Source organism: Streptomyces sp. NPDC006476 (assembly GCF_040612015.1).
GTDB lineage: Bacteria > Actinomycetota > Actinomycetes > Streptomycetales > Streptomycetaceae > Streptomyces > Streptomyces griseorubiginosus_B.
In genome coordinates this window covers 28,880-52,681 of the sequence record NZ_JBEXPK010000001.1, presented here as the reverse complement: position 1 = coordinate 52,681, position 23,802 = coordinate 28,880, and the positions used below count along the sequence as shown (strand labels likewise).

The 23,802-nt window shown below is 70.6% G+C and carries 17 protein-coding genes; 6 read left to right on the top strand and 11 right to left on the bottom strand.

The window, feature by feature from the left end:
- Positions 1-4 precede the first annotated feature (4 nt).
- Positions 5-1,507, top strand: a complete 1,503-nt coding sequence (locus ABZZ74_RS00235) for a long-chain fatty acid--CoA ligase (protein WP_356760565.1) — start codon at positions 5-7, stop codon at positions 1,505-1,507.
- Between the two features lie 8 nt (positions 1,508-1,515).
- On the top strand, positions 1,516-1,971 hold the full coding sequence (locus ABZZ74_RS00230) for a MaoC family dehydratase (protein ID WP_356760563.1): 456 nt from the start codon (positions 1,516-1,518) through the stop codon (positions 1,969-1,971).
- On the opposite strand, the gene ABZZ74_RS00225 is transcribed toward ABZZ74_RS00230, so the two are convergent.
- The 9 genes from ABZZ74_RS00225 to ABZZ74_RS00185 all read right to left on the bottom strand — a co-directional run bounded on the left by ABZZ74_RS00225 (position 1,962) and on the right by ABZZ74_RS00185 (position 14,596).
- Positions 1,962-2,795 carry a PaaX family transcriptional regulator C-terminal domain-containing protein gene (locus ABZZ74_RS00225; RefSeq protein WP_356760561.1) on the bottom strand — a complete coding sequence of 278 codons (834 nt, stop codon included), beginning with the start codon at positions 2,793-2,795 and terminating at the stop codon, positions 1,962-1,964. The two genes, ABZZ74_RS00230 and ABZZ74_RS00225, sit on opposite strands and share 10 nt — an antisense overlap.
- Positions 2,796-2,830: 35 nt before the next feature.
- Positions 2,831-4,501, bottom strand: a complete 1,671-nt coding sequence (locus ABZZ74_RS00220) for a PHP domain-containing protein (RefSeq protein ID WP_356760559.1) — start codon at positions 4,499-4,501, stop codon at positions 2,831-2,833.
- A 23-nt stretch (positions 4,502-4,524) separates the two neighbouring features.
- On the bottom strand, positions 4,525-6,363 hold the full coding sequence (locus ABZZ74_RS00215) for a LamG-like jellyroll fold domain-containing protein (RefSeq protein WP_356760557.1): 1,839 nt from the start codon (positions 6,361-6,363) through the stop codon (positions 4,525-4,527).
- A gap of 65 nt (positions 6,364-6,428) precedes the next feature.
- Positions 6,429-9,374, bottom strand: a complete 2,946-nt coding sequence (locus ABZZ74_RS00210) for a glycoside hydrolase family 2 TIM barrel-domain containing protein (RefSeq protein ID WP_356760555.1) — start codon at positions 9,372-9,374, stop codon at positions 6,429-6,431.
- Complete coding sequence (locus tag ABZZ74_RS00205; protein ID WP_356760554.1) at positions 9,371-10,330, bottom strand: alkaline phosphatase family protein; 960 nt, start codon at positions 10,328-10,330, stop codon at positions 9,371-9,373. Before ABZZ74_RS00205 ends, ABZZ74_RS00210 begins: the two co-directional genes overlap by 4 nt.
- A 28-nt stretch (positions 10,331-10,358) precedes the next feature.
- Complete coding sequence (locus tag ABZZ74_RS00200) at positions 10,359-11,231, bottom strand: carbohydrate ABC transporter permease (protein ID WP_356760552.1); 873 nt, start codon at positions 11,229-11,231, stop codon at positions 10,359-10,361.
- The gene (locus ABZZ74_RS00195; RefSeq protein WP_356761077.1) at positions 11,228-12,202 is read right to left on the bottom strand and encodes a sugar ABC transporter permease; all 975 of its coding nucleotides are present in this window, start codon (positions 12,200-12,202) and stop codon (positions 11,228-11,230) included. Before ABZZ74_RS00195 ends, ABZZ74_RS00200 begins: the two co-directional genes overlap by 4 nt.
- Positions 12,203-12,236: 34 nt before the next feature.
- Positions 12,237-13,514, bottom strand: coding sequence for an extracellular solute-binding protein (locus ABZZ74_RS00190; RefSeq protein WP_356760551.1), 1,278 nt, complete (start codon positions 13,512-13,514; stop codon positions 12,237-12,239).
- 65 nt (positions 13,515-13,579) lie between these two features.
- The gene (locus ABZZ74_RS00185; protein ID WP_356760549.1) at positions 13,580-14,596 is read right to left on the bottom strand and encodes a carbohydrate kinase family protein; all 1,017 of its coding nucleotides are present in this window, start codon (positions 14,594-14,596) and stop codon (positions 13,580-13,582) included.
- A 128-nt stretch (positions 14,597-14,724) separates the two neighbouring features.
- Between ABZZ74_RS00185 and ABZZ74_RS00180 the strand changes: the two genes are divergently transcribed.
- From ABZZ74_RS00180 to ABZZ74_RS00165, 4 genes are all read left to right on the top strand, one after another.
- Positions 14,725-15,489: a DeoR/GlpR family DNA-binding transcription regulator gene (locus ABZZ74_RS00180; protein WP_356761075.1), complete on the top strand. Its 765-nt coding sequence runs from the start codon at positions 14,725-14,727 to the stop codon at positions 15,487-15,489.
- On the top strand, positions 15,486-16,823 hold the full coding sequence (locus tag ABZZ74_RS00175) for a 6-phospho-beta-glucosidase (RefSeq protein ID WP_356760548.1): 1,338 nt from the start codon (positions 15,486-15,488) through the stop codon (positions 16,821-16,823). Before ABZZ74_RS00180 ends, ABZZ74_RS00175 begins: the two co-directional genes overlap by 4 nt.
- Positions 16,824-16,884: 61 nt before the next feature.
- The gene (locus tag ABZZ74_RS00170) at positions 16,885-19,929 is read left to right on the top strand and encodes a glycoside hydrolase family 38 C-terminal domain-containing protein (protein ID WP_356760547.1); all 3,045 of its coding nucleotides are present in this window, start codon (positions 16,885-16,887) and stop codon (positions 19,927-19,929) included.
- A 3-nt stretch (positions 19,930-19,932) separates the two neighbouring features.
- Positions 19,933-21,183 carry an alpha-L-fucosidase gene (locus tag ABZZ74_RS00165; RefSeq protein WP_356760545.1) on the top strand — a complete coding sequence of 417 codons (1,251 nt, stop codon included), beginning with the start codon at positions 19,933-19,935 and terminating at the stop codon, positions 21,181-21,183.
- Between the two features lie 7 nt (positions 21,184-21,190).
- Here the strand turns inward: ABZZ74_RS00165 and ABZZ74_RS00160 are convergent, their stop codons facing one another.
- Both ABZZ74_RS00160 and ABZZ74_RS00155 read right to left on the bottom strand, forming a co-directional pair.
- Positions 21,191-21,880 (bottom strand): hypothetical protein, encoded by a 690-nt coding sequence (locus ABZZ74_RS00160; RefSeq protein ID WP_356760543.1) that lies wholly within the window; start codon positions 21,878-21,880, stop codon positions 21,191-21,193.
- A 113-nt stretch (positions 21,881-21,993) separates the two neighbouring features.
- Positions 21,994-23,682 carry a carbohydrate binding domain-containing protein gene (locus ABZZ74_RS00155; RefSeq protein WP_356760542.1) on the bottom strand — a complete coding sequence of 563 codons (1,689 nt, stop codon included), beginning with the start codon at positions 23,680-23,682 and terminating at the stop codon, positions 21,994-21,996.
- Positions 23,683-23,802: the final 120 nt, after the last annotated feature.

Sequence of the window (23,802 nt, the reverse complement as noted above, 5' to 3'; positions counted from 1 at the left end):
GTAGATGCGCAACGAGGGACTGGGATCGTGGCCCGCCCGCCGGGCCCGCAAGACCCCGCACCGCACCGCCCTGATCCACGGCGGCACCTCGCTGACGTACGCGCAGCTGTACGACCGCACCACCCGCCTCGCCCACGCCCTGCGCTCGCGCGGCATCCGGCGCGGCGACCGCATCGCCTACCTCGGCCCGAACCACCCCTCCTACCTGGAGACCCTGTTCGCGGCGGGCACGCTGGGCGCGGTGTTCGTGCCGCTCAACACCCGCCTCGCGGGCCCGGAGATCGCCTTCCAGCTCGCCGACTCCGGCGCGAAGGCGCTCGTCTACGGCCCCTCGCACGCGGGTCTGGTCGCCGGACTGCCGGGCGACACCGACGTACGGGCGTACGTCGAGGTGGGCCCGGAGTACGAGGCGGCGGTCGACGGCGCCCCGGCCGAACCGGTCGACGAGCCCGTCGCCCCCGACGACACCTGCATCATCATGTACACCTCGGGGACGACCGGCCGCCCCAAGGGCGCCATGCTCACCCACGCCAACCTGACCTGGAACGCCGTCAACGTGCTGGTCGACACCGACCTGATCGCCGACGAACGCGCCCTGGTCTCCGCGCCGTTGTTCCACACGGCCGGCCTGAACATGCTGACGCTGCCGGTGCTGCTGAAGGGCGGCACCTGCGTCCTGGTCGAGGCCTTCGACCCGAACGCCACCTTCGACCTGATCGAGGAGCACCGGATCACCTTCATGTTCGGCGTGCCGACCATGTTCGAGCAGGTGGCCCGGCACCCGCGCTGGCCCGACGCGGACCTGTCCTCCCTGCGCATCCTGACCTGCGGCGGCTCCCCGGTCTCGACACCGCTGATCGCCGCGTACCAGGAGCGGGGGCTGACCTTCCTGCAGGGGTACGGCATGACGGAGGCGTCCCCCGGCACGCTGTTCCTGGACGCGGAGCACGCCGTCAGCAAGGCGGGCTCGGCGGGTGTGCCGCACTTCTTCAGCGACGTGCGGGTCGTCCGGCCGGACCTCGCACCGGTCGACGTCGGCGAGACCGGCGAGGTCGTGGTCCGCGGACCGCACGTGATGCCCGGCTACTGGGGGCTGCCCGAGGAGACCGCCGCCTCCTTCGCGGACGGCTGGTTCCGCAGCGGGGACGCGGCCCGGATCGACGAGGACGGGTACGTCCACATCGTCGACCGCATCAAGGACATGATCATCTCCGGCGGCGAGAACATCTACCCCGCCGAGATCGAGGACCTGCTCCTCGCCCACCCCGGCATCGTCGAGTGCGCGGTCATCGGTGTGCCCGACGAGAAGTGGGGCGAGGTGCCGCGGGCGGTCGTCGTCCCGCGCGAGGGCGTCCGGGTGGACCCCGACGAGGTGCTGGCCTCGCTGGCCGGACGTCTCGCCAAGTACAAGATCCCGAAGTCGGTGGTGCTGGCGGACGAACTGCCGCGCACCGCCTCCGGGAAACTCCTCAAGTCCCGTGTCCGCAACCGGTACGGCAACAGTTAAGGAACTCCATGAGCATCACCGTGAACGGCATCGACGAACTGAAGAAGCTCGCGGGCAGCGACCTCGGCACCAGTGAGTGGATCGAGGTCACCCAGGAGCGGATCAACACCTTCGCCGACGCCACCGGCGACCACCAGTGGATCCACGTGGACCCGGAGAAGGCCGCCGAGGGCCCCTTCGGCGCTCCGATCGCCCACGGCTACCTCACCCTCTCCCTCTTCATCCCCCTGTTCACCGAGCTGCTGGACGTCCAGGGCGTCACCACGAAGGTCAACTACGGCCTGAACAAGGTCCGTTTCCCCTCGCCGGTGAAGGTCGGCTCGCGCATCCGCCTGGTCGGTCGGCTCGCGGAGGTCGAGGAGGTGCCGGGCGGGGTGCAGATCACCGTCGACGGCACCATCGAGATCGAGGGCGGCACCAAGCCGGCCGCCGTCCTGCAGAGCCTGTCCCGCTTCTACGCCTGATCGGGGCGGACCGGCACCAGGTCGAGGAGGCGTTCGGCGGCGTCCCGGGCGGGCGGTGTGAGCTGGTCGTACACCGCCCGGAACGTCTTCTCCGCCTGCTCCGCCGGCCAGTCGTCGGGCAGGTGCTTCACCGGCAGACGGGGGTCGCGGCGGATGATCCGCAGCCACTCCGCCTGGAGGACGAGCCGCCGGGCCAGGGCGTCCTCGGGGGCCGCGGTCGCGGTCTCCCAGGGCTGCCAGCGCTGCACGAACTCCTGGTAACCGGCGCCCAGTTCGGACAGGTCCCAGGTCTCCTCGATCATCGCGCCGATGTCTGTGCCGGCGTCCGCGTGCGCGCGGAAGACCTTGACATGGGCCGACAGGCCCAGCTCGGAGACCAGCTCCGAGACGTCGACCTCGCCGGGCGCCAGCCACAGGCCGCTGAACAGCGGGCCGAAACCGCTCCAGGTGAGCTTGGAGCGCAGGTCGTGACGCTGGCGCTGCCAGGACTCCGGCAGCGAGAAACCGAGCAGGGTCCACGTGCCGTCCCAGTCCCGGTTGACGGCGCCCGTCTGCCAGATGCGCCGCTCGCCGTCGCGCAGGACCGCCGTGGAGTGCTCGGTGAGCCCGAAGTACATACGGCGGCCCTCGCGCTGGCGCCGCAGCAGGTCCCGCTTGACCATCCGGGTCAGCGTCGACCGCGTCGCCTGCTCGCCCACGCCGGCCCGCTCGAACACGTCGATCACGCTGCCCGAGTAGACGCAGACGTCCCGTCCCAGCACCTGGTCGCCCAGGAAGGTGAGCAGCAGGGACTGGGGCCGCAAGGACGATTCCTCACCGTTCATGCGGCCCACGGTACGACGTCATCGATCAGTGCGGCTCAGCCACCCACCACGTCGACGAAGACCGGGTTCGAGTAGAACCAGGTGTCCGCCCACGGGTCACCGTTTCCGGGCTCGTGCGGGATCGGCCCGTGCGGGTCCACGGACGCGCCCAGGTAGCCCGCACCGTGCCGGTTGCCGTCGCTGCCGCGCAACCGGACGTAGAAGGACTCGTCCCCGGCGGTGAGCGGGATGCGCAGCGTGTACGTCCCCTTGCGGCCCGAGACGTCCCTGCTCTGGACGACCCTGGTGTCCGGGGCCTTCCAGGTGTCCCGGTCGGTCACCGGGCCGCGCACCGCGCCCCGGATCACGTCCACGTGCGCCAACTCGGGGAGGATGCCCTGCGGGTTGGCCCGGGAGGCGGTCGTGACGGTGACGTACAGCGTGATCCTCTCGCCCTTGCGGACGCGCAGCCGGCCGCCCAGCGTCACGCCCCGGCCGGCGTCGCAGTCCCGCTTCACCCGGACGTCCAGTCCGTCGAGCAGATGCCCGTGGTCCAGCCAGACCCGGCCCGCGCGCAGGCCCACCATCACGGCGCGGTAGCCGTAGCGGGTCACGCCGACGTGGGTGCGGCTGAACTCGCCCGGCCAGAAGTCGCTGCCCGGCTGCGGGGTGTCGGTGTTCACCGGGTCGGGCAGCCTGCCGGTGTTGTCGAAGTTCTGCCCGGCCGGCCAGTCGCCGTTCTTCCAGGTGTCGAAGACCGTGCGGTGGTTGTCGGAGTTGGTGGTGATCGTGAAGAGGCGGCCCTCGGCGAGCATCGCGTCCCACAGGCCGCCGACGGTCGCGGTGGCCCAGTCGAAGCCGCCGTACGTCAGATAGGCGTCCGCCGGGTAGCCCGCCCAGGACTGCGCGGACGGCTTGTTCTCGTACTCGCCGCGGATGGAGGTGGCGCCGCGCAGGGACGGGATGGCGGCGCCCTGGGCGCCAGGCGCGCCCTCCATGCCGATCATGATCTCGGGGGCCGCGTCCCGCCAGTTGCGCATCTCGTGCGGCGAGTCGATGCCCAGCCGCAGCGGGTGGTTGGCGAGGACAAGGACGTCGTCGACGTATCCCGAACGGCGCTGCTCCGCAAGCCACTTGATCGCCGCGACGGCGTGCGCCTCGTTGCGGGCGGTGTCCGTGCCCGTGGCGGAGCCGTCGGTGTAGCCGAGCAGCTTGCCGTCGTAGGCGAGCTCGAACTGTGTGAGCAGGTCGGTCTCGTGGGGGCCGGGCGCCGCGAAGACCGTGCAGTGCTCGGCGGCCGGGATGTACCACTCCAGGCCCTGGAAGATGAGCTGGCGCGGGTTCTCGGAGCGGGCCTTGAGGATCTCGGCGTGCTCCATCCTGGCGCCGTAGTGGGCGTGCCCGAAGTTGGAGTGCTCGTTGAACACCATCCAGTCCAGGCCGTACTTCGCGGCGGCCTGGGCCTGCTGGGAGAACGTGTACTTGGCGTCGTGGCTGTACACGGAGTGCACGTGGTGGTCGCCGACCAGGTAGGCGAGGCGGGGGTCCTCGCCGCCCAGGCCCCGGCCGGACGCGGCGAACGCGGGGGTCGCCACCGACCCGAGCGCGAACGCGGCGCCGAACAGGCCGGCCCGGCGCAGGAGTCCACGTCTCGACATGCCCTGGGCGTCGAGTTCGGCGGCGGAGACGCCGGGATCGGCCCAGGAGGGCAGCTGCTGCTCGGTCATGAAGATGATCCTCGTAACGGGGGTCAGTGGGTCATGAAGGAAGAGACGGGCAGCGCCCGGGAGACGATCCGGACGTCGCCGAGGCGGCCGTACAGGATCTGGTCGATCTTGTCGGCGTACTCGTAGCCGCCGAGCAGCCACGGCTTCCCGGACGAGGCGATGCCGACCGCGGCGGCGTGCGGGTTGCGGGCCACCGGGCAGCCCTGCACGTACATCGTGGTGTGCTTGCCGTCGTTGACGACGGCGAGGTGCCACCAGATCTCCGGGTCGGTCTCGTCGCCCCAGTTGGTGGCCAGCTGCTGCTGGTTGAGCGGGTGGACGGCCCACTGCGGGCCCGGGCCGTCGGAGATGGAGAGCGTGGCGAGCGGCTCGTCCGGGTCGTCGGTGACGGTGCCCACCGAGCCGTTGCGGCCGGTGCGGCTGACCAGTCCGGACCAGGCGTTGTGCGAGGCGTTCCAGTCGGCGGGCAACCGGTAGAACGCCTCGATGGTGTAACCGTCCTTGAAGGTCGCCGAGTTGAGCGGCGCGCCGTCGACGGTCCGCAGGTAGGCACCCTTGAGCGGCGACTTGTAGCCGGTGAACTCCAGGCTGCCGTGGCCCGGCTGGTCCGGGTGGTGGTCGGCCGACCAGCCGAGGGTGCCGCCGCCCACCGAGACCACGGTGAGGTCGTTGCCGTTGCCGGACAGGTCACGGACCGTGCCGGAGACCGCCGAGTCGAACCGCCAGTAGGCGGCCGTGCCCCGGACCAGCAGCTGCGAGGCGGGCCGCGCCGGGCGCACCGGTACCGGGTCGAAGCCGGAGAAGCGGTCCGCGAAGTCGATGTCGACCGAGAAGCGGTCGGCGTCGCCGCTGAGCTCGATCTCCTGCCGCTCCAGCTCGTTCAGGCCCTTCCCCGCCCGGCCGAGGATCCACGGCGAGACCGTCTCCACGTCGATGACGTTCCGGTCCAGGTCGAAGTGGTAGAGGCGGATCATCGCCGCGCCGCCGAAGTAGCGGTTCTGGTAGTTCGTCAGGTGCAGATGCACCTCGTTGCCGGCCGCGTTCTTGCGCGTGGCGCGACCCGCGGGCCAGTAGTGGCCGTTGAGGGTGAGGAAGATCTGGTCGTGGTCCGCGACCAGCTGGTCCCACAGCTGCTGGCCGTAGTCAGACAACTGGTCGTCCTGGACCACGAGTTCGTGCGTGGTCAGGATGACGGGCGTCTTCGGGTGCCGGGCCAGGACGTCCTTGGCCCAGGCGTACCCCTTCGCCGACAGCCGCCAGTCCAGCGCGAGCACCAGCCACTCCCGGCCGGCCGCACGGAACAGGTGATAGCTGTTGTAGCCGTCCGAGGAGGCGCCGCCGAACGTCGACTTGCTCTTGAAACGCTGCGGCCCGAACGCGTCCAGGTACGGGGTGGGACCGCGCTGGTCGTCCGTGGAGGACCGCACGTCGTGGTTGCCGGCCAGCACGCTGTAGCCCACGCCCCGCCGGTCGAGTATCCCGAACGCCTGGCTGATCGCGGCGAACTCGGCCTCCGCGCCGTTCTGGGTGAGGTCGCCGAGGTGGGACAGGAAGACGATGTTGTCGTCCTCGGCGTGCTCCAGCAGATAGCGCAGGGACGCCTCGATGGGCGCCGGGTTGATGCTGGGGCCGTCGAAGAGGTACTGGGTGTCGGGCATCACCGCGAGCGTGAAGCGGCGGCTGTCCGTGTCCGGCCGCCGACCGCCCTTCTCGGCGGCCTCGGCCACGGCCGGCAGCGCGACCCCGGTCGTGGCGGCGGCCGTGGCGGCGGCGCCGAGCAGCGCCGTCGCCCGCAGAAATCTGCGTCTTCCGGCACCGGCCTGCGCGGCCTCGCCCTGGTTGTGGTCATGCGAAGTACACACGTGTGCTCCGTAAAGGTGGCGAAGAGAAGGTGGCGAAGGGGAAGGTGGCGAGGAAAGGGGGAGTTCTACAGAACGCGCAGGGTCCAGCTCCAGCGGTGGACGCCCGCGGGGATGCGGTACTCGGGGAAGGTGTCGGGGCCGCACGAGGCCGTGCCCAGCCCCCGGTGTGCCGCGTCGATGTGCACCACGCAGCCGGAGCGCGGCACCAGCTCGTCGTGGTGGGTGACGGACGTCAGGTCCGCGGCGCGATGCCGGGTGACGGAGACCTGCCGCGGCTCGTCCAGCACCACCGCGAGGCCGGTCGCGTCCGGCGCCGACAGCGTGAAGTGCCGTACGCCGTGCCGGCCGCCGCTCTCCTGGGGACGCAGATAAGGGGTGAACAACTCGTCGACGGGGGCGGAGTGGTGGCCGACCGGCGCACCGAAGGCCCGGTCGGGGTACGACTCCCAGGGGCCCGGTCCGAACCAGTCCAGCAGATCCAGGCCCGGCGCGGTCTCGAACACCGACCCGACCCGGGCGACGTCGTCGAACTCCTCGGGCAGTTCGGCCTCCTCGTCGACGCGGACGCCGCCCTCGACCGGCGTGAACACCTGCCGGTGCCGCACCACCCCGACGGTGCCGGCGTACTCGGCGTCCACGCTCACCCGGCCGCCGTCCCGCCGTACTGACACGACCTTGCGCACCAGCGAGTCCAGTCCCCAGGTCCGCCAGCGCAGCGCCATGCCGCCCAGCTCGTCGTTGTCCGTGGGCGCCCGCCACAGCGACAGCGCGGGGGCGGAGGCCAGCAGGGAGTGGACCAGCAGGCCCTCGTCGTCGACCTCGACGGGCCGGTTCACGACGGTGTCCCGACGTGCCTCGGGCCCGCGCAGCCGGACCTGCGGCACGCACAGCTCGGTGCCCGCCGGCGCCCACGGCTGGTCCTCGGCCACGGTGACCCGCAGTGTCAGCCAGGCCTCGCCGCCGTCCCGCGGCACCTCGAAGGGCAGCGGCACGGCCGCAGTCTCGCCGGGCCGCAGCGCGGGCAGTTCGGCGGGCGCGGTCAGCGTACGGCCGTCCGCCAGGGACAGTTCCCAGGTGCCGGTCAGCCAGTCCAGGCCGCGGAAGTGCTGGTGGTTGGCGAGGACGATGCCCTCGTGCTTGTAGCACTCGATGCGCACCGGGGCGGCGATCTCCCGGTGCTCGTACAGGGAGGGCTTCGGGGTGCGGTCCGGGAAGACCACGCCGTCCGCGATGAACGCGCCGTCGTGGATGGTCTCGCCGAAGTCGCCGCCGTACGCCCAGCGGTGGCCGGGCGCGGCGACACCGTTGTCGTACAGCCCGGCGCCCGCGCGCCCGGCGGGTTGGCCGTCGTTCACGCGTTGCAGGATTCCGTGGTCCCAGAACTCCCAGATGAACCCGCCCTGAAGCCCCGGCGTGGACTCGATGGCCGCCCAATGGTCCGCCAGCGTGCCGTTGCTGTTGCCCATCGCGTGGGAGTACTCGCACTGGATGAGGGGCTTGGTCTGCCGGCCGGACAGGGCGTGGGCGACACAGTCCTCCAGCGGGGCGTACATGGGGCAGGCGATGTCGGAGGCGTCGTCGGTCGCCGCCCAGTCGAGCTTGGCCGCGCCCTCGTACTGGACCGGCCGGGTCGGGTCGTGGCGGCGCAGCCAGCCGGCCGCCGCGTCGTGGTTCGCGCCGTAGTCGGACTCGTTGCCCAGCGACCAGATGATGATCGACGGGTGGTTCTTGTCGCGCAGGACCATGCGCGAGACCCGGTCCACGAAGGCGTTCAGATAGCGGGGGTCGTCGGCGATCTCGTGGGCGTGGTCGTGGGACTCGATGTCCGCCTCGTCGACGACGTAGAAGCCGAGCTCGTCGGCGAGGTCGTAGAGCGTGGGGTCGTTCGGGTAGTGGGAGGTGCGGATCGCGTTGAAGCCGAAGCGCTTGAGCAGGACGAGGTCCGCGCGCATGTCCTCCCGCGAGAGAGTCCTGCCCGTCAGCGGGTGGAAGTCGTGCCGGTTGACGCCCCGGATGAAGACGCGCTCGCCGTTGACGAGCAGGTCCCGGCCTGCGATCTCGACGTCGCGGAAGCCGACGCGGTGGTGGGAGCTGTCGGCGACCGTGCCGTCCTGGCGGTGCAGCCGGACGGTGAGGTCGTACAGCTCGGGCGTCTCGGCGTTCCAGGTGCACACGTCCGGGACGACCGTGTGGATGCGGGCCTCGCCCAGGAAGTCGGAGACGCGGTCGTCCTCGATGTTGACCCGGTCGAACTCGCTGTCCTGGGTGAGCTCCCGCCCCTCCAGCTCACCACTGACGTACCAGCCGTCGGGCAGCGCGCCGCGCGCGTCGCGCACCCGGCAGTCGATGCGCAGCTCACCGTCGTGGGCGGCGCGCACGGTCACGTCGGCGAGATGCAGCGGGTCGGTGGCGTACAGCAGCACCGACCGGGTCACGCCTCCGTGCCACCACTGGTCCTGGTCCTCGATGTGCGAGGCGTCCGACCACTTGACCACGGTGAGCCGCAGCACGGACCGCTCACCGGGACGCACGACCTCGCTCAGGTCGAACTCGGCGGCCAGATGGGAGTCCTTGGAGACACCGACGGGCCGCCCGTCCACGTGCACCAGCAGCACGCTCTCGGCGGCCCCGACCTGGAGCACGATCCGGCGTCCGGCCCACTCGCCGGGCACGTCCACCTCACGCTCGTACACGCCCGTCGGATTGGCGTCGGGCGAACCGGGCGGGAAGTCGGGGAACGGCATGCGGACGTTGGTGTACTGCGGCAGGTCGTCCGTGCCCTGCAGGGTCCAGGCGCCGGGGACCTGAGCCGTGGACCAGTGACCGCCGACCGGCGCGTCCGGAGCGGGCAGCAACTGGAAACGCCAGTCGCCGTCCAGGGAGAGGGCTCCGGGGCGCCGGTCGACGGCGTTCATCGGCAGACGCCCCCAGGAGGTCAGTTCGGGAGCCTCCCAGGGGCGCAGGGCGACGAGGGGGTCGACGGGGCGGGGTCCGCGGGGTGCGTCGGTCATGACCGTTCCGAAGTCGGGGGTGGGAGGGGGGAGTTCGAGGTGTGGCAGGAGTGGCCGTGGCCGTGCAGGACCCGGCCCTGCAGGCCCCAGGCGGGGTCGACGGGGACGCCGAGCCGGTCCAGGACGGTGGGGGCGATGTCGACGAGGCGGGGTGTGTCGAGCCGGGTGCCGCCGGGCATGCCGGGCTCGGCGAGGACGACGAACACCTCGCGCTCGGCACGGGTGTCGCCGCCGTGCCCACCGGTGTCGAGGTGCCCGTGGTCCGTGGTGACCAGGACCGTCCAGCGCTCCCGAGCGCGGGCGGGCTCGGCGCGCCTGGTCTCGATGGCGGCCAGCAGCCACCCGAGGTGGATGTCCTGGGTGAGCAGGGCCTGCTCGTAGGCGAGGCTGTGCGGGCCCGTGGCGTGGGCGGCCTCGTCGGTGGCGCCGAAGTACACGAAGACGGCGTCGGGGTCGTCCTGGGTGAGCCAGCGCACCGCGGTGCGGGCGACGAGGCGGTCCGCGGTGGCGTAGCCGTCCGACTCGCCGTCGTAGCGGACCCGGCGCCCGATGGCGGGGCCCAGGGTGCCGCGCCGGATCAGCTCCGGCCAGGACACCACGGCAGCGGTGCGCAGCCGGCGCCGGGCGGTGACGGCCCGGGTCAGGAAGTCGGGGTAGCGGGCGTAGTCGGCGCCGGCGAAGTCGTTGCCGCGCACCCCGTGCCGGTCGGGCCACACCCCGGTCAGCACGCACGACCAGCCGGGCCCGGAGTCGGTGTAGGCCATGCTGGTGGACGGCCCGTCCGGGGCCTGGCCGTCCACCTCGCCGTAGGGCAGCAGGCTGCTGCCGTGGGCGCCCATGGCCATCAGGGCGTGCAGCACGGGCGCCGCCTCCGGCGAACGGGCCAGCAGGTCGTAGCGCAGACCGTCCATGCCCACGACGAGCACCCGGCCGCGTCCGCCGATCTCGTACGTCACCGCCCACCCCCTTTCTCACGGCACCGGCTCAGGTGCCCTGGACGGCTCCCTCGGTGGCGCCCGCGATGAACCCGCGGGCGAAGATGCTGAACACGATGACCAGCGGGAGCGCCGCCATCAGCACACCGGCCATGACCATGCTGTAGTCGGTGGTGTGGCCGACGTTGAGCTGGGCCAGCTCGACCTGGAGCGTCACATGGCCGGGGTTGGTCAGCACGACCAGCGGCCAGATGTAGTCGTTCCAGCAGTTGACGAAGGCGTAGATGGCGAGGAACGACAGCGCCGGCCTGATCATCGGCAGCGCGATGTTCCAGTACTGCCGGAAGAACCCGGCGCCGTCGATGCGCGCGGCGTCGAGGAGTTCGTCGGGCACGCCGTTCTGGATGTACTGGTGCAGCCAGAAGATGCCGAAGGCGTTGGCCAGGGACGGCAGGGCCAGCGCCTTGAGCATCCCCACCCAGCCGATCTTCGACATCAGGATGAACTGCGGCAGGATCGCCAGCTGCAGCGGCAGCATCATGAACAGCAGCAGCGTGCCGAAGAGCAGCTTGCGCCCGGGGAAGTCGAACTTGGCGAAGGTGAAGGCCGCCAGGGAGTCGATGAACAGCACCAGGACGGTGGTGACGGTCGCGACCATCACCGTGTTGAGCATCGACCCGAAGAAGTCGATGGTGTTCAGCACATGCCGGATGTTCTCCAGCAGATGGGAACCGAAGGTGAACTTCGGCGGGCTCTTGTAGATGTCCTGCGTGGTGTTGGTCGCCATGATGATCGTCCACGCGAACGGGAAGACCGAGATCAGGACGGCCACGCCGAGGATGATGTGCGCCGTCAGGCCCCTGGGGCGGCGCAGTCGCCTGCCGCCGCCGGTGGCCGGCCGCGTGGTGTCCACTGCCGTCATGCCTTCCTCCCCCGTGTGGTGATGCGCCAGTTGACGGCGACGAGGATGATGATCAGTACGAAGAAGGCCCACACGATGGCCGCGCCGTAGCCGTAGTCGTTGTTGAGGAAGGCCGACTGGTAGAAGTACAGAAGCGTCGTCAGACCCGCCTGGCCCGGGCCGCCGAGGTTGGCGTTGGCGGCGTTGCTGGCGAACAGGACCTGGGGTTCGCTGAAGCTCTGAAGGCCGTTGATGGTCGAGATGATGACCGTGAACAGGATGATCGGCCGCATGATCGGGATGGTGATCTGGAAGAAGGTGCGGATCGGTCCCGCGCCGTCCATCTTCGCCGCCTCGTAGATCGAGGTCGGGATCGCCTGCAGACCGGCCAGATAGATGATCATGTTGTAGCCGGTCCACTGCCAGGTCATCAGCAGCGAGATGACCACCTTGATCAGCCACGGGTTGCTCAGCCACGGCACCGGGGAGATGCCGACCACGCCCAGGATCGCGTTGACCAGGCCGAAGTTGTTGCTGAAGACCGCGCCGAAGAAGATCGCCACCGCGACGATCGACGTGACGTTCGGCACGTAGAGCGCGATGCGGTAGAAGCCCTTGAAGCGGCGCACCGAGTGCAGCAGCGTCGCCAGCATCAGGGCGCCGAAGAGGGTGGGCACGGTGGACAGCACCCAGATCACCAGGGTGTTGCGGATCGACAGCCAGAAGACCGGGTCGTCCCACAGGAACCGGAACTGCTGCAGGCCCACGAACTGCATGGTGCCCATGCCGTCCCAGCGCTGGAAGGCCAGGTACAGCGAGTAGAAGACGGGGAAGAACGAGAACGCGGCGAAGATCAGGTAGAACGGCGAGATCGCGAGGTACTGCCGCCAGTACGACAGCGGTCCGCGCCGCTTGGGCCGAACGGTGCCCGCGGGCGTGACGCGCCGCGGACGGAACCGGGCCGGGCCCGGCCCGCCACGGTGCTTGGGCACCGTGGCGGGGCCGGTGACCGGAGGTGACGACACCTCAGTTCACCCCCAGTCGCCTGGCGATCTGCTTGGCCTGGCTGACCGCGTCCTTCCAGGCGTCGTCGGGCTTCTTGCCCTTGGCCTCGATGTTGGTCAGTTCCGTCTTGTAGGGGGCCATCACGGCGGCGTCGGCCGGGGCCTCGTAGGCGAGCGGCACCGCCTTGGCGGCCGGGCCGAAGACCTCGATGATCTTCTGTCCGCCGAAGAAGGCGTCGGGGCCCGTCATGGCCGGCGTGGTGTAGGCGGCCGGGGCGGCGGGGAAGATCGCGGCGTCGGTGAAGCCGCGGGCGTCGTTGGCGGGGCTGAGGATCCAGCTGATGATCTTGAACGCCTCTTCGGGGTTGCGGCACTGCTTGGGCAGGGCCAGGTAGGAGCCGCCCTGGTTGGCCGGTCCGACGGGCATCGGGCACACCCGCCACTTGCCCTTGGTCTGCGGCGCGGCCTGCTCGATGTCCAGCGCGTGCCAGGCGGCGCCGAGCTCGGTGAGGAGGGTCTTGCCGACGGCGGCGTTCCAGGTGTTGTCGTTGATCTTGGCGTCGAGGCCGAGGGTGTAGGGGCGCACCGACGTGGTCCACGCGGCGCGGATGTGGTCCTGGTCGCCGATGAAGTGGTTGTTCTTGTCGATGAACCGCTGGGTGCCCTGGCCGGTCGTCATGTCGAACATGGAGCCGAGGTTGTTGACCAGGTAGGTGCCGGGGTTCTTCTTCTGCAGCTCGGTGCCGAGCTGGAAGTAGTCCTCCCAGGTCTTGACCAGGGCGGCGACCTTGGCGGGGTCGGGGTCCACCCCGGCCTTGGTGAAGAAGTCCTCGCGGTAGAAGAGCGCGGTGGGGCCGATGTCGATCGGGAAGCCGATCTGCTTGCCGTCCTTGGTCTGGGCGAGCTTGGTCTTCCACTCCAGGTACTGGGGCGAGAGCTTCTTGAAGCCCAGGTCGTTCAGGTCCAGGAAACGGTTGGCGTTGGGCAGGAAGGACGCGATGTCCTCGCCCTTGATGCCGGTGATGTCCGGCACGGAGGTGCCCGCGGCGAGGGTGGTGGTGAGCTTCTGCTTGAAGTCGCCGCCGATGGACGCGGTGGTCAGCGTGACCGCCGAGGCGAAGTGGGTCTTCGCCTCCGCGACCACCTTGTCGCTGAGCGCGCCGCCCCAGTACCACAAGGTGAGGTTCTTGCCGTTCTTGGTGCCGCCTGAACCGGAGCTGCCGCCACAGGCGACGGTCAGTCCGGACGCGGCCGCGGTCAGCGCGGCGGCCTGGAGGAAGCCTCTACGTGAAAGGTCCACGGGTCACTCCTGTTGTTCCTGTTCGTGGTGCTGAGGGGCGTTGGACTGTGGGGGCGTTGTGAGGGTCAGTGCTGCCGGGGCGGGGTGACCGGGGCGTGGCGCACCGGCGGCCCGACGTCCGCCGGCAGACGGTCTGCGAGGAAGCCGTACGTCTTGCGCAGGCCGGGGTCGGTGAGCGAGCGCCACCAGCGGTCGACGCCGTACCAGCCGGGGGCCGCGAGGGCGCCGCCGTGGTGCTGGACGGACAGTCCGGCCGCGAGGACGGCGAACCGCAGCCGTTCCTCCAGCGGCCAGCCGCCGAGGGAGGCGGCGACGAAGCTCGCGCCGAAGACGTCTCCGGCGCCCGTCGCGTCCAGGACGTCGACGTCCAGGGCCGGGACCTCGGCGTACTCGCCGGTGGTCTGGTCGACGGCCACCGCGCCGTCCCCGCCGCGGGTGACGACCGCCACCGGCACCAGCTCGGAGAGCGTGCCGAGGGCCGCGACCGCGCTGTCGGTGCGGGTGTAGGCCATCGCCTCGGCCTCGTTCGGGACGAAGGCGTGGCACAGGGCCAGCTGGTCCAGAAGGTCCTTCGACCACTCCTGGGTGGGGTCCCACCCGACGTCGGCGAAGATCTGTGTGCCGTTCGCGGCGGCCTTGGCGAGCCACTCGCGGGGCTCGGCCTCGAGGTGCACGAGGGCGGTGCGCGCCTCGGGCGGGTCGCCCATCAGCACGTCCTGCGAGTACGGCGGCTCCTGGCCGTGGGTGACCAGGGCCCGGTCGTGACCGGCGGCCAGCGAGACGGTGACCGGGGTGGGCCAGCCGTCCGCGGTGCGGGAGAGCGAGAGGTCGATGTCCTCCTGGTCGCACAGCACGTCCCGGCAGTACTCGCCGTAGAAGTCGTCGCCGAAGACCGCGGCGAGGGAGGTGCGCAGACCGAAGCGGGACGCGGCCACCGCGAGGTTCGCGATGCCGCCGGGGCCGCAGCCCATGCCGGCCGTCCAGATCTCCTCACCCGGGGTCGGCGGCTTCCCGAGCCCGGTGAGGACGAGGTCGTAGAAGAGCAGCCCGGTCAGGAGCACGTCGGGCCTGTCGTCGTCCACGCGAAGTGCCTCTCGTCAAAACTCGTCAATTTCGATGACGGGAATCGTGCGCTGCTCCGGGAGATTGGTCAATACCCGAGCAGAACTGAGCATGGATTTGATTGAAGATGACGAGTAGTGTGCACGCCGTGCTGGCAGAACGACGACACCAACTCATCCTGCGGGCCCTGCGCTCCGGTGGCCCCGCGTCCGTGACCGATCTCTCCGAGCAGCTGGGTGTGAGCCCCGCCACGATCAGGCGCGACCTGGTCAAGCTCGAGGAGGACGGCATGCTCACGCGTGTGCACGGCGGCGCCGTCGTGGAGGAGGGCGACCAGCCCTTCGCCGAGGTCGCCGAGGTGCGCGTGGCCGAGAAGGACGCCATAGCCGAGCGCGCCGCCGCCATGGTCGCGGACGGCCAGTCGGTGCTGCTGGACATCGGCACCACCGCCTTCCGGCTCGCCCGCCAGCTGCACGGCCGCCGCCTCACGGTGATCACCAGCAACCTGGTGGTCTACGAGGAGCTCGCCGACGACGAGGGCATCGAGCTGGTGCTGCTCGGTGGCATGCTCCGCCGCGAGTACCGCTCCCTGGTCGGTTTCCTCACCGAGGACAACCTGCGCCAGCTCCACGCCGACTGGCTCTTCCTGGGCACCAGTGGAGTGCGTCCGGGTGGGCAGGTGATGGATACGACGGTCGTCGAGGTGCCGGTGAAGCGGGCCATGATCAAGGCCAGCGACAAGGTCGTCCTGCTCGCCGACGCCGCCAAGTTCCCGGGTACGGGCATGGCGAAGGTCTGTGGTCCCGAGGACCTGGACGTGGTGGTCACGAACGCCCCGGCCGACCCGGCGACCCGCTCCTCCCTGGAGGAGGCGGGCGTCGAGGTGGTCGAGGCAGGAAAGGTGCAAGAGTGAAGCTGACGATTCTGGGCGGCGGCGGGTTCCGCGTGCCGCTCGTGTACGGCGCCCTCCTGGGCGACCGCGGCGAGGGCAGGGTCACCGAGGTCGTGCTGCACGACCTGGACGCCGGCCGGCTGTCCGCGGTGACCCGGGTCCTCGCCGAGCAGGCCGCCCGCGTCGAGGACGCCCCCGCGGTGACCGCCACGACCGACCTGGACGAAGCCCTGCGCGGCGCCGACTTCGTGTTCTCGGCGATCCGGGTCGGCGGTCTGGAGGGACGGGCGGACGACGAGCGGGTGGCCCTCGCGGAAGGCGTCCTCGGCCAGGAGACGGTCGGCGCGGGCGGCATCGCCTACGGCCTCAGGACCGTCCCGGTCGCCGTGGACATCGCCCGTCGGGTGGCCCGGCTCGCCCCGGACGCCTGGGTCATCAACTTCACCAACCCGGCCGGTCTGGTCACCGAGGCCATGTCCCGCCACCTCGGCGACCGCGTCATCGGCATCTGCGACTCGCCGGTCGGCCTCGGCCGCCGTATCGCCCGGGTGCTGGGCGCCGACCCGAGGGAGGCGTGGATCGACTACGTCGGCCTCAACCACCTCGGCTGGGTGCGCGGCCTGCACATCGCGGGCCGCGACGAGCTGCCCCGGCTGCTCGCCGACCCCGACCTGCTCGGCTCCTTCGAGGAGGGCAAGCTCTTCGGCACCGACTGGCTGCAGTCCCTCGGCGCGATCCCGAACGAGTACCTGCACTACTACTACTTCAACCGCGAGGCCGTCCGCGCCTACCAGCAGGCCGAGAAGACCCGCGGCGCCTTCCTGCGCGACCAGCAGGCCCACTTCTACGAGGAGATGCGCGACCCCGGAGCCCAGGCCCTCGCCGCCTGGGACCGCACCCGGGCCGAGCGCGAGGCGACGTACATGGCCGAGAACCGGGAGACCGCGGGCGCCGGGGAACGCGAGCCCGACGACCTCTCCGGCGGCTACGAGAAGGTCGCCCTCGCCCTGATGCGGGCCATCGCCCGCGACGAGCGCACCACCCTGATCCTCAACGTCCGCAACCGCACCACGCTCTCCGTCCTCGACACCGACGCCGTCATCGAGGTGCCCTGCCTGGTCGACGCCAACGGCGCGCACCCGGTCTCCGTGGCCCCGCTGCCCGACCACGCCACCGGGCTGGTCTGCGCGGTCAAGGCCGTCGAGCGCGAGGTGCTCGCCGCCGCCGAGTCCGGCTCCCGGACGACGGCCGTCAAGGCCTTCGCCCTCCATCCCCTGGTCGACTCCGTCAACGTGGCGAGACGATTGGTCGAGGGCTACACGGCCGTTCACCCCGGCCTGGCCTACCTCAAGTAAGCTCCCGCGCGGAAAGCGCTTTCTCCTCGCTTTCTCCCCGCCTTCCCCCTGGAGACCTTTCATGCACGACGAACGCCGCCGGATCGAAGAGCGCGCCGAGCGCCTCCACACCCAGCGCATCCAGCCCGCGGTCTACGCGGCCACCGTCCCCTTCGAGGTGGAGGCCTGGCAGGCCCCCGGGGAGCCGGTCTCCTTCGAGGAGGCCGCGGCCGCGCCGTACGCCCCCTTCGCCATGGACACCCCCTGGGGTCCGCCGTGGGGCACCACCTGGTTCCGGATGCGTGGGCAGGTGCCCGCCGAGTTCGCCGGCCGGCGCGTCGAGGCCGTCATCGACCTCGGCTTCGTCGGCGACTGGCCCGGCAACCAGGCCGAGGCCCTCGTCCACCTCACCGACGGAACTCCCCTGAAGGCGGTCAACCCGCTCAACCAGTACGTGCCGATCGCCAACCCGGCCACGGGCGGCGAGGAGATCCACTACCTGGTCGAGGCCGCTTCCAACCCGGACATCCTCGCCAATAATTTCGCCGAGCCGACCCCGCTGGGCGACGTCCTCACCGCCGGCGACAAGCCCCTCTACACCTTCAAGCGCGCCGACATCGCCGTCCTCGACGAGGAGGTCTGGCACCTCGACCTGGACCTGCAGGTGCTGCGCGAGCTGATGGCGGAGCTCGGCGAGCACGACCCGCGCCGGCACGAGATCCTGCACGCCCTGGACCGCGCGCTGGACCTGCTGGACCTGGACGACGTCTCCGGCTCGGCCGCCGCCGTGCGCGAGGCGCTGAAGCCGGTGCTGGCCAAGCCCGCCAACGCCAGCGCCCACATCGTCTCCGGCGTCGGCCACGCGCACATCGACTCCGCGTGGCTGTGGCCCATCCGCGAGACCAAGCGCAAGACCTCCCGCACCTTCTCCAACGTCACCTCGCTGGCCGACGAGTACGAGGAGTTCGTCTTCGCCTGCTCCCAGGCGCAGCAGTACGAGTGGGTGCGCGACAACTACCCGAAGGTCTGGGCCCGCATCCAGGAGTCCGTGAAGAAGGGCCAGTGGGCGCCGGTCGGCGGCATGTGGGTCGAGTCCGACGGCAACCTGCCCGGCGGCGAGGCCATCGCCCGCCAGCTGATCCACGGCAAGCGGTTCTTCATCGAGCACTTCGGCGTCGAGACCAAGGGCGTGTGGCTGCCCGACTCCTTCGGCTACAACGCGGCCTACCCGCAGCTCGCCAAGCTCGCCGGCAACGAGTGGTTCCTGACCCAGAAGATCTCCTGGAACCAGACCAACACCTTCCCCCACCACACCTTCTGGTGGGAGGGCATCGACGGCACCCGCATCTTCACCCACTTCCCGCCCGTCGACACCTACAACGCCCGCTTCAGCGGCGAGGAGATGTCCCGCGCGGTCCGCAACTACGCAGAGAAGGGCAACGCCACCCGTTCCCTCGCCCCCTTCGGCTGGGGCGACGGCGGCGGCGGCCCCACCCGCGAGATCATGGAACGCGCGCGCAGGCTGGCCGACCTGGAGGGCTCGCCCAAGGTCGTCGTCGAGCACCCGGACGAGTTCTTCGCCAAGGCCCGCGAGGAGTACCCGGACGCCCCCGTGTGGGTGGGTGAGCTCTACCTGGAGCTGCACCGCGCCACCTACACCTCCCAGGCCCGCACCAAGCAGGGCAACCGCCGCTCCGAACACCGCCTGCGCGAGGCCGAGTTGTGGGCGACGACCGCCGCGCTGCACGCACCGGGCTACACCTACCCGTACGAGAAGCTGGACCGGCTGTGGAAGACGGTGCTGCTGCACCAGTTCCACGACATCCTGCCGGGCTCCTCGATCGCCTGGGTGCACCGCGAGGCGGAGGCCGAATACGCGCGCGTCGCCGAGGAGTTGGAGGCGCTGACCGCCGAGGCTGTGGCCGCGCTGGGCGCGGGCGGCACCCGGGTGTTCAACACCAGCCCCTTCGACCGCGCCGAGGTGATCCGCACGGCGACGGGCTTCCCGACGTTCGTCGAGGTACCGGCCGGCGGCAGCGCGCCGGTCGCGGCGGCCGAACCCCCGGCCCCCGTCACGGTGAACGGCCGCGTGCTCGACAACGGCCTGGTGCGCGTCGAGGTCGCCGAGGACGGCACCCTCGCCTCCGTCCGCGACCTGCGCGCCGGGGGCCGCGAGGTCCTCGCCGAGGCGGGCAACCTGCTCCGCCTGCACACCGACCTGCCCAACTACTGGGACGCCTGGGACGTCGACAAGCACTACAAGAACCGCTACACGGACCTGCTCGACGCCGACGCGGTGGAGATCGCCGACGAGGACCCGCTGCTCGGCTCGATCCGCGTCACGCGCTCCTTCGGCAAGGGCTCGAAGATCGTCCAGACGATCACGCTGCGCGCCGGCAGTGCCCGCATCGACTTCGAGACGGACATCGACTGGCACGAGGCGGAGAAGTTCCTGAAGGCCGGCTTCCCGGTCGACATCCGCGCCCCGCACTCCTCCGCGGAGATCCAGTTCGGCCACATCCAGCGGCCCACGCACACCAACACCAGCTGGGAGGCGGCCCGTTTCGAGGTCTCCGGCCACCGCTGGGTGCACGTCGGCGAACCCGGCTACGGCGTCGCGGTCATCAACGACTCCACCTACGGCCACGACGTCTCCCGCACGGTCCGTGAGGACGGCGGTACGACCACCACGGTCCGCCTCAGCCTGGTCCGCGCCCCGCGCATCCCGGACCCGGGCGCCGACCAGGGCCGCCACCGCCTCACCTACTCCCTGCTGCCCGGCGCGAGCATCGAGGACGCGGTGGCCGAGGGCTACGCCCTCAACCTCCCGCTGCGCGTGGCCGATTCGGCGGGCGAGCCGGAGCCGGTGGTGTCCGTGGCCGGCGAGGGCGTCACCGTCGAGGCGGTCAAGCTGGCCGACGACGAGTCCGGTGACGTGGTGGTACGGCTCTACGAGTCCCGCGGCGGCCGCGCGAGCGGCGTCCTGCGCACCGGCTTCCCGCTGACCGGCGCCCAGGTGACCGACCTGCTGGAGCGGTCCCTGGAGGACGCGGAGGTCGTGGACGGCGGCGTCCCGGTCTCCCTGCGCCCCTTCCAGATCCTGACGCTCCGGCTGCGCAGGGGCTGAGCGATGGCCATGCAACCGTGGTTCACCGACGCCAAGTTGGGGATCTTCGTGCACTGGGGCATCTATGCCGTCGACGGCGTCCAGGAGTCCTGGTCGTTCTACGACGACATCGTGCCGCACGAGCAGTACATGTCCCAGCTGCAGCGATTCACCGGCGCGAACTATGACCCGAGGGCTTGGGCGGACCTGTTCGCCCGCGCCGGGGCCAGGTACGCGGTCCTGACGAGCCGTCACCACGACGGTGTGGCTCTGTGGGACACCGCGTACGGGGACCTCAACCTCGGCAAGGACTACATCGGCCCCTACGCCGACGCCCTGCGCGAGAAGGGCCTCAAGGTCGGCCTCTACTACTCCCACTCCGACTGGAACCACCCCGACTACGCCTCCACGCGCAAGCCGGGGCGTCCGCCGGAGCTGGAGGACAACCGCTACTCCGAAGTGGCGGCCGAGGACGAGGACCTTGAGGCGTGGGAGAGGTTCATCGCCTACCGCGACGGCCAGATCACGGAGATCGCCTCCCGTTTCCGTCCCGACCTGATGTGGTTCGACGGTGAGTGGGACCGCAGCGAGGAGCAGTGGCGCATCCCCGAACTGGCCGCGCTGATCAGGTCGTACGTCCCGCACGTCGTCTTCAACGCCCGGATGCTCAGCGAGGGCGACTACGCGACGCCGGAACAGGGCGCCCCGATCGTGCCGCCGGACGGTCCCTGGGAGCTGTGCCTGACGATCAACGACTCGTGGGGGTACCAGCACCGGGACCACAACCACAAGTCGCTCGCCCAGCTGATCCGCTACTTCACCGAGACCATCGGCGGGGGCGGCAACCTGCTGCTCGACGTCGGCCCGATGGAGGACGGCACCATCCCGCAGCCGCAGGTCGAGCGGCTGGAGGGCCTGGGGCAGTGGATCCGCCGGCACGCGGAGGCGGTGTACGGGACGGTGCGCGGGCTGCCGGCCGGGCACCACTACGGCCCGAGCACCCTCTCCGCCGACCGTCGCACCCTCTATCTCACCCTGTTCGACGCCCCGCGGGCGGAGATCGGCGTCCGGGGCCTCGCGACGGGGGTCCGCCGGGTGACCGTCCTGGGCACCGGCACCGAACTCGGCCACCGGGTCGTGGGCGGACTGCACGAGGCGGTCGGCGTGCTGTGGATCGACCCGCCGGGGGAGTCGGACCTCGACCCCTTCGCCACGGTGCTGGCCGTGGAGCTGGAGGGGGAGCTGGAGCTGTACCGGGGGTCGGGGCGCTTCTGACGACCGTTCACAGATAGCCGTCCCGGCTCTCGTCACGCCGCTTCCGGGCTTCCCGCCGTTCCCGCACGAGTTCGGCCAGGGGAGCCCGGAGCGCGTAGATCCCCACCAGGGCGCCGGCGATGCCCGCCGCCGTGAACAGCCAGTCCCGCATGGAGGTGAAGCGGTGGGACCAGGTGTCGCGGACCTTCACATGGACGTCGATCGGCGGGTTGAGCGTCTCCAGGGCGCGCTTCGTCCCCCCTTGGTACGTGATGACGGTGAGGCCGAGTTCGTAGTCGCCCGGCTCGTCGGCGGACACGCTCCACTCCCACAGCGCGGAATCGCCCGGCCGGGCGATGGGCTGCCTCGCCTCGGACAGCAGGACCGTCCTCACCTGTCGGCTGTACGGCGTCAGCCGGGCGCCCTGCATCCCGCCCACCCGGAAGACCCGTGTCTGAACGGCGGTCCGCGTGGCGCGCCGCGACGTCTCGCCGCGCGCGGTGAGGACGACGTCGTATCTCAGGCTGCCTCCGACGGGCACCGAGACGGAGGGTGCGTAGGCGAGGGAACCGTCGAAGAGCTGTTTCCGGTCGTTGACGATCGAGGCCAGTAAGTCGGTCTGGCTCAGGCCGGGCCCCAGCCTCTTCTCGTCGGGGGCCCCTCCGCAGGCCGTCAGAAGGAGCAGCAGACACCCACAGGCAGCGATGCTTCTTCTCACCTCTGAGCAGCCCCCGAATCCGCCGTCACCCCCGACCACGGGAAAACCCCCGCGGCGGGGAAGGATTCTTCCCGCCGCGGGGGCCCGGGCGCCAGCCCTGCTTCCAGCCGTCGTCAGCCGGTGAAACCGGCCGTGATCGAGGTGAACTGCCAGGTGTTCTGGCTGATTCCGGAGCAGTTGCTCACCACGCCGCCGCCCGGGCACGGCCGGTCGCGGTTGACCGCCCAGAACGCGAGCCGGGCGATGTGGTGGGAGTTGGCCCAGTCCTTGATCTGGGTCCAGATCGCCGGAGTGGTGTTCTCCTGCTGGTCGGACAGCCCGTTCATGCCCGAGATGCCGATGTGCGCGTACGCGGTGGCGTCGTCCCAGCCGAAGGTCGACTTCAGCTTGGCCTTCAGCCCCTCGGCCGCGTTCACCGTGTTGCCGTACATGTCCGAGCCGCCGCCGAAGTCGAACGGCATGATCGTGAAGACGTCGATGTTGGCGCCGAGCGACTGGGCCTGCTCGATGAGCCGGTTGCCGTAGTACGTCGGCCCGGTGGTGGACGTGCCGAAGGTGACGATCGTCCTGAGGCCGGGGTTGTTGGCCTTGACGGTCTTCAGCGCGGTCAGGATCCTCGCCTGCACGGCCTCGTTCTCGAACTCGTCGGTGTTCTCGATGTCCATGTCGACGGCCTTGAGGCCGTAGGCGTTGATCACCTTCTGGATGGCGCCGGCGAGGGCGCTCGCGGAGGAGCAGTTGGCGCCGAGCTTGCTGCCCTGCCAGCCGCCGAACGAGGGCACGATGTCACCGCCCGCGGACCGGACGGCGTTGATCGCGCTCTGGTCGGCGCCCCCGGTCAGCGGCCGGCTGCCGTCCCAGGCCGGCGTGCAGCCGCCGGAGTCCAGCACGAAGGCCATCGTGAACCACTTGATGCCGGTCGCGCTCATCACCGTGCTCGGGCTCGGCGGATCCCCCCAGCCCTCGTACAGATAGGGCGCTGCCTGCTTGAACCCGCCTCCGCCACCGGTCCCGGCGTCCGTCGTGACACTCACGGCGTTGGAGGCCCCCGAGACGTTCCCGGCCGCGTCCCGCGCCTTCAAGGTGAAGGTGTAGGAGGTGCTGGGCGAGAGCCCGCTGACGGTCGCGGAGGTACCGGAGACGCTGAGCACGTTGTTCGAGCCGCTGTAGACGTCGTACGCCGTGACGCCCACGTTGTCGGTCGAGGCGTTCCACTTCAGCGACACGCTGGAGGAGGTCTTGCCGGTGGAGGTCAGGCCGGTCGGCGCGGAGGGTGCCTGGGTGTCCGAGCCGCCGCCACCGCCGCCGGGTCCGTCGAGGCTGATGTCGTCGGCGTAGTAGGTCCCTTGCGCGTACCAGCCGTGGACGTAGATCGTCGCGCTGGTCTGCGAGGCGCCGGTCGTGAAGGACACGGACAGCTGGCTGTACGCCGACGGCGAGGTGGTCCACGTCGAGGCCCCGCCGTTCACGCCGAGGTAGACGTAAGAGCCGCGCACCCAACCGCTGAGACTGTACGTCGTGTTGGGCTGGACCGAGACGGTCTGGCTGCACTGCGCGTTGTCGCTGTCCGACACCGCGCCCTGCAGGGCCTTGGACCCGCCGTGCACGGGGGAGGAGACGACCGAGCCGAGGTTGCCGGTACAGGTCCAGGGGGACAGACCGCCCGACTCGAAGCCGGGGTTGGTCAGGATGTTGGCCGCTTGGGCCGTGCCGGGAAGGGCGATGGCTCCGGCGAGCGCGAGAGCCGCGGAACCGACCAGTGCGAGGAGCCGACGTCGGGAACGTCTGAGTGTGTTGCGCACGCGATCTCCCTGAAGGAATGGGGGTGTTCGGGAGTGCAGAGAGCGGTACAGAGAGAACTGCAGGGGGTGCGCAACAAAGTTGGTATGGACCAATCCTCTTGTCAAGGTGAACGACAGAAT

Bases quoted from the DNA above. Each gene is read 5' to 3' on its own strand.
- ABZZ74_RS00170 (WP_356760547.1), top strand. From the start codon at position 16,885: ATGCACGACGAACGCCGCCGGATCGAAGAGCGCGCCGAGCGCCTCCAC.
- ABZZ74_RS00200 (WP_356760552.1), bottom strand. From the start codon at position 11,231: ATGACGGCAGTGGACACCACGCGGCCGGCCACCGGCGGCGGCAGGCGA.
- ABZZ74_RS00165 (WP_356760545.1), top strand. From the start codon at position 19,933: ATGGCCATGCAACCGTGGTTCACCGACGCCAAGTTGGGGATCTTCGTG.
- ABZZ74_RS00210 (WP_356760555.1), bottom strand. From the start codon at position 9,374: ATGACCGACGCACCCCGCGGACCCCGCCCCGTCGACCCCCTCGTCGCC.
- ABZZ74_RS00230 (WP_356760563.1), top strand. From the start codon at position 1,516: ATGAGCATCACCGTGAACGGCATCGACGAACTGAAGAAGCTCGCGGGC.
- ABZZ74_RS00235 (WP_356760565.1), top strand. From the start codon at position 5: ATGCGCAACGAGGGACTGGGATCGTGGCCCGCCCGCCGGGCCCGCAAG.
- ABZZ74_RS00225 (WP_356760561.1), bottom strand. From the start codon at position 2,795: ATGAACGGTGAGGAATCGTCCTTGCGGCCCCAGTCCCTGCTGCTCACC.
- ABZZ74_RS00220 (WP_356760559.1), bottom strand. From the start codon at position 4,501: ATGACCGAGCAGCAGCTGCCCTCCTGGGCCGATCCCGGCGTCTCCGCC.